Here is a 4,735-nt window from a genome sequence, read left to right as displayed (position 1 = left end):
TAAGCCGCTTGGCACGCGCGCTTATCCGATTCTTATTAGATATGTTGTGGTTGCTCCGCCCGCTTCAGACAGAACCGTAGCGAAGCGAAGCTCAGCGACGCTTGCGGAGCTAACCCTCGACGGGGATGGTGTGGCTTCGCCACTTTTATTACGGATGGGGAATATTCTGGATTTATAGCCTTCGCTGCCGGATAAAATTTGCCGGATATGGATATTAGCAGCTTAGAGGAAGCTTTACACGCATCATTGCTAAAAGAAGCACCAGCCATCTTCGGCCACTATTGTACAAAAAGTCGCTAAGCACCTACCCGCAAAGAATTGTGGCGTTAGCCACACAGCCAACGGCAAAAATATTTGTTTGAGCAACGCTCGGCAGGTCGAACGTAACCAAAATCGTAAACAGGAATCGTTCTGCTACCTTTTTCCAAAAATCTAAGTACCTATAAGCGGACGGTGCGAGTTAATTTCCGCCCTGTTTTTTGTGCTACTTTTTTGCGCCAAAAAAGTAGCGGGAAGAAAACATCTAAATGCTGTCGCTACCACCCTCAGCTGCGCTTTGCTTTTTTGCTACATTTGGATGGCGGTCGGGAGACCGCTACTTAGCAAGGACGAAGACACAACCGAGCACGAAGTGCGAGCTCAGCGAAGTTAATCTTCGCCCAGCCTAGTGCGCTGATGTAGACTACGGCGAGCGGGGGGATTTGGACTGATATCAAGCTAGAGAAAGCCCTTAAAGAAGCATTACAAGATGCTGCAAACAAGAATCGTGGTATTTTCCAATAGGAAATCCATCGCTAGGATTAACTTCTAAAGGATATAAAATTCTGTTTACAACAAAAAAAGGAAAAGTAACAAGTTTTTGGTTTGAATAAAATGTATAAATGAGAAAATATTACATGCGTAAAGACACAACATGCCAAAATGGGATTCAAATTATATTTGAACCACTTAATCCAATTTTAAGTAGTTTTTTTAGATACTTAAAGGTATCCAAATTCCCTTTTTACCTTTCAAAATTAGTTAATAGTAGCAGTTTTGGAGAGGAAAATGCTTGGTTTAATTATTATGAAGAAATGGACTGGGAGGACAAATTGAATTTATGTAATAAAATTGGTCGGGATATAAATTCAAATGAACTAGAAATACATATTTACGATGGTCAAAAAGAAAGTTTAGTTTTAATTAAAACTGATTTCGAAATAATATTCTATAATTACTCAAGAAAAATATTGGAAAACTATCAATATGATAATTTGGTATCTGAAATTTGGAAAAATGAAATGAAAATATATCTTGATAAATTTAAATCAAATATTGACAACTGTAATCCTGAAACTAAATTGTAACTTTCCCCGCTCGCCGTACAGTAAACACTCGGGGCTCGGCATTTGGCTAACGCCGAGTTTCGCTACGGTTGCAATGTCGTTAAACTTAAGAAGCGGTCTTTGACCGCCATTAAAATACATAACAGCGCAGCCACCACGGCTGCGCTTTGCTTTTTTGCTACTTTTGGATGGCGGTCTGCAGACCGCTACTTAGCAAGGACGAAGACACAACCGAGCACGAAGTGCGAGCTCAGCGAAGCTAATCTCCGCCCAGCCTCGTTCGCTGATGTAGACTACGGCGAGCGGGGTGACGGTATTAAAGTAATAGGAAATGATTAAAGGAATAGATATTAATAATCTTGACTTTAAACAAGATGGAGTTGGAGCATGGTACTATACTTTTGAGGAAGTACCTTATACTGGTTGTGCTTATCAGATGTTTCCAAATGACCTACTTGCATCTGAAGGTAATTTTATAAATGGCTATCAGGAAGGTATTCAAAAAAAATGGTATCAGTCTGGTCAATTGTTGTCAGAGCAATATTTTTCAAATAACAATCCTCATGGTAAATGCATGGAATGGCATGAAAATGGGGTATTGCGTTTTGAGGGAGAATATGATATGGGAAAGAGAATTTGGAGTAAAAGATACAATGAAAAAGGGGAATTGATAAAGCAATATCCATCGCTTGTTGTAGAGTAAACGCGCAAGGCTCGGCATAGTTTAGCTACGCTGAACTCGCACTTCGTGCTTCGGTTGCGACTATGTCGAACTTAAGTAGAGGTCTTTGACCGCCATTAAAATATATAACAGCGCAGCCACCACCGCTGCATTTTGCTTTTTTGCTATTTTTGGATGGAGGTCGGGAGACCGCTATTTAGCAAGGACGAAGAGGTAACCGGGCATAAGTTGCGGCCCGAGGCCGCGCCAAACGAAGCGTAGCGAGGACGCTACGCTTAGCGGAGAACTTCTCAGCGTCCGATTGGTTTTGAAGTTGATTATTGGATTGATGGTAAAATAACAACAAGAACCTTTCCAAACAACTAATATTATGCTAACTACAGAGGAAAAGGAAATATTTAATGCAATTGCAAGATATATTGTATTGTCTGAATTAGATGATAAATGGCAGTCTGCATCTTTAAAACTTATGGTAATAGGTAATACTGTAGAATTTAATCTTACGTTTCTGTATGAAAATGGAGCAACGAAAAATACAAAATTGGAAAATGCTTTCAAATGTAGTTTCGAAGTTTTAAAACTGTATAAATTGACAAATGAACATCCTAACTATAAAAAATGGAATAGATCTGAATTTATACTTTTTTCAGATAGCAAATGTAAAATTGAATATGTATGGGAGGAAGATTTGCAAAACAAAGTAGACGAATAAAACAAGACGAGTCAAGCGTAGTACACACGCTAGCAGTAGTTTAGATCAAACGCACAAGGCTCGGCATAGCCTGCGACTATGTCGAAAATAAGTAGCGGTCTTTGACCGCCATTAAACCACATAACAGCGCAGCCTCCACGGTTGCGCTTTGTTTTTTTATACTGCCAGTTCGGCAAAATGCACTTCGAGGTTTCTTAACACTTTCCCCGTATCAGACCGAAGGAACACCGAACCTATGAGCCCGGCTACAATACGAACGATCCAAAAAGCGTGTCATCCCGTGCTGGTCACGGGATCTCCTGCGAGCTGGCAGAAATGCTAATAGAAAAGGAGGGCATGTGCAGTATGTAGGAGATTGACTTCGTCGAACTTCGCTGCGCTACGGTTCCGGCCTTCGCCGGGATGACAGCGTTGAGAAGGCCTACGCCGGGACGACAGCGTTGAGGAGGGCTTCGCTGGGATACACTTGACCAGCTACATTCGGCCACTGTCGTACAAGAAGTCGCTAAGTTACCATCCGTAAACAATTGTGGCGTTAGCCACACAGCCAACGGCGAAAATATTTGTTTGAGCAACGCTCGGTAGGTCGTCCTTAACCAAAATCATAAACCGGAATCGTTCTGCTACTTTTCTCCAAAAAGCCGACGGTGCGAGTTAATTTTCGCCCTGTTTTTTGTGCTACTTTTTTGCGCCAAAAAAGTAGCGGGAAGAAAACAGCAGAATGCTGTCGCTACCAGCCAGGGCTGCGTTTTGCTTTTTTGCTACATTTGGATGGCGGTCGGGTGGCTGGTGCTTAGCAAGGACGAAGACGCAACCGAGCACGAAGTGCGAGCTCAGCAAAGCTAATCTTCGCCCAGCCTAGTGCGCTGATGTAGACTACGGCGAGCGGGGTACAACCTTTGAGCAAATGAAACTTTCAGGGATAACTAATGCATATGAATACACTCAAGAAGTTGCTATTTGGGCAAAAAGAAAAGGTTATTCAGGCATTAAATTTTATGGTGCACATGGTGGAATACAAATTTTGTGATTTTTGAACAAGCAACAGTAAATAGGGCTATTAAGGGTTCAATAAATATTATCTCATGGTAAAATCGGTATGCATTTATAGGAACAATGAATACATCTTTATTGCTTTAGAGGAATATCTAAAGCAATATCATAGTCAAATACCTAATGGATGGGTTGATTTAAAAAAATGGATTGATAGAGTATTTGAAAAAAATGCTGATTATGGAAATTTATCCAACGAAATACAAGTAGAGCATTTTGATATTAAGGCAATTAAAGAAGCATATTTGAATTTAAGAACTATGAATTACAATCTCGATGATGATATTTTAAAATTTATGGCATTTCTTTTCGGGACTAGCTATTTTATTAAAATAGGGAATCCTGCTATTGATTTATGGCTGAATGCTACAGATTTGAATCATCCTTTAAAAAATGGAGATAAAGGTGATTTTAGTTGCATGGATGCTATTGAGTTTCGGTATGGTCAAAATGCTATAAGAAAAAAACTCCTGTCAACACTTAGGTGGATTAGTTCACAAGGTGGCTCATAAACAATCTGTTCGGCAGAAGCAGGAGCTCATAACCGTCAAGTTAAGCGTATTTAGTAATATTAAAGGATCACATCTCTTGGAATTAATAGTTTTATAGGCACGATTGCCCCTTTTCTAGATCTCGGTCTGCTTGGAGCAATGGCCAAAGAAAGCGGTTTTCAACAATGAAGGAGAACATTAACGCTCCGCTCGCCGTAGTATAAGCGTACGAGACCTCCGTTGGCCGTAGTTTTAATTAAATGTACAAGGCTCGGCGCATTTTAGCTAGCGCTGAGCTCGCTTTGCTTTGGTTGCAAATGCGTCGAACATAAGAGGCGGTCTTTAACCGCAATAGAACGGAAAGTCAGTAAAGCATATATAGGCGCAGCCACCACGGCTGCGCTTTGTTTTTTATACTGCCAGTTTGGCAAAATGCACTTCGAGGTTTCTTAACACTTTCCCCGTATCAGAC

The 4,735-nt window shown here is 40.8% G+C and carries 5 protein-coding genes; all 5 read left to right on the top strand.

The features are described from left to right. The first annotated feature begins 881 nt into the window (after positions 1 to 881). Positions 882 to 1,346, top strand: a complete 465-nt coding sequence (locus tag L990_RS16565; protein ID WP_156121654.1) for a hypothetical protein — start codon at positions 882 to 884, stop codon at positions 1,344 to 1,346. Positions 1,347 to 1,656: 310 nt separating this feature from the next. Beyond that, positions 1,657 to 2,028 carry a toxin-antitoxin system YwqK family antitoxin gene (locus tag L990_RS19475; RefSeq protein WP_052181104.1) on the top strand — a complete coding sequence of 124 codons (372 nt, stop codon included), beginning with the start codon at positions 1,657 to 1,659 and terminating at the stop codon, positions 2,026 to 2,028. 349 nt (positions 2,029 to 2,377) lie between these two features. Next, a complete protein-coding gene (locus L990_RS16550) occupies positions 2,378 to 2,719 on the top strand; it encodes a hypothetical protein (RefSeq protein ID WP_047451743.1) in 342 nt (113 codons plus the stop codon). Between the two features lie 907 nt (positions 2,720 to 3,626). Continuing rightward, positions 3,627 to 3,749 carry a hypothetical protein gene (locus L990_RS20540; RefSeq protein ID WP_262480653.1) on the top strand — a complete coding sequence of 41 codons (123 nt, stop codon included), beginning with the start codon at positions 3,627 to 3,629 and terminating at the stop codon, positions 3,747 to 3,749. Between the two features lie 55 nt (positions 3,750 to 3,804). Beyond that, positions 3,805 to 4,284 (top strand): hypothetical protein, encoded by a 480-nt coding sequence (locus L990_RS16545; protein WP_047451741.1) that lies wholly within the window; start codon positions 3,805 to 3,807, stop codon positions 4,282 to 4,284. The last annotated feature ends 451 nt before the right edge of the window (positions 4,285 to 4,735 follow it).

The sequence above is a fragment of the Alistipes sp. ZOR0009 genome (genome assembly GCF_000798815.1).
Lineage (GTDB): Bacteria > Bacteroidota > Bacteroidia > Bacteroidales > ZOR0009 > Acetobacteroides.
This window is presented reverse-complemented; position numbering and strand designations above follow the sequence as displayed.

Excerpts from the sequence above, each read along its gene's own strand:
- L990_RS16565 (WP_156121654.1), top strand. The coding sequence starts at position 882 with ATGAGAAAATATTACATGCGTAAAGACACAACATGCCAAAATGGGATT.
- L990_RS19475 (WP_052181104.1), top strand. The coding sequence starts at position 1,657 with ATGATTAAAGGAATAGATATTAATAATCTTGACTTTAAACAAGATGGA.
- L990_RS16550 (WP_047451743.1), top strand. The coding sequence starts at position 2,378 with ATGCTAACTACAGAGGAAAAGGAAATATTTAATGCAATTGCAAGATAT.
- L990_RS20540 (WP_262480653.1), top strand. The coding sequence starts at position 3,627 with ATGAAACTTTCAGGGATAACTAATGCATATGAATACACTCAAGAAGTT.
- L990_RS16545 (WP_047451741.1), top strand. The coding sequence starts at position 3,805 with ATGGTAAAATCGGTATGCATTTATAGGAACAATGAATACATCTTTATT.